Annotated in this window: 1 protein-coding gene; it reads left to right on the forward strand. The window is 56.4% G+C overall.

What is annotated here, in order from left to right; genetic code table 11:
* Window positions 1–132 precede the first annotated feature (132 nt).
* Window positions 133–234, forward strand: a 102-nt coding sequence (locus AC0L2O_RS37590) for a hypothetical protein (protein WP_473373295.1), incomplete at its 3' end; no start/stop codon positions are given.

Here is a 234-nt window from a genome sequence, read left to right on the forward strand (position 1 = left end):
GTCAGGATGAAATCACCATCAGCGGTAGGAAAATCCTGATAAGGCACGTTATTCGGGTGCGCATTGCCCAACCGTTTTGGTGATTTCATCCTGACGGTGGGTAATGACAGCCAGTTTCGCAAGTTCGCCGAGGTGGCTGGGCAGCCGCAGTGGGCGGACGATCCACGTTTCTCTGCCAACAAGATGCGGGTTGCCAATCGTGCGGCGCTGATACCGCTGATTCGTCAGGCGACG

The sequence above is a fragment of the Bradyrhizobium sp. Kon10 genome (genome assembly GCF_055807395.1).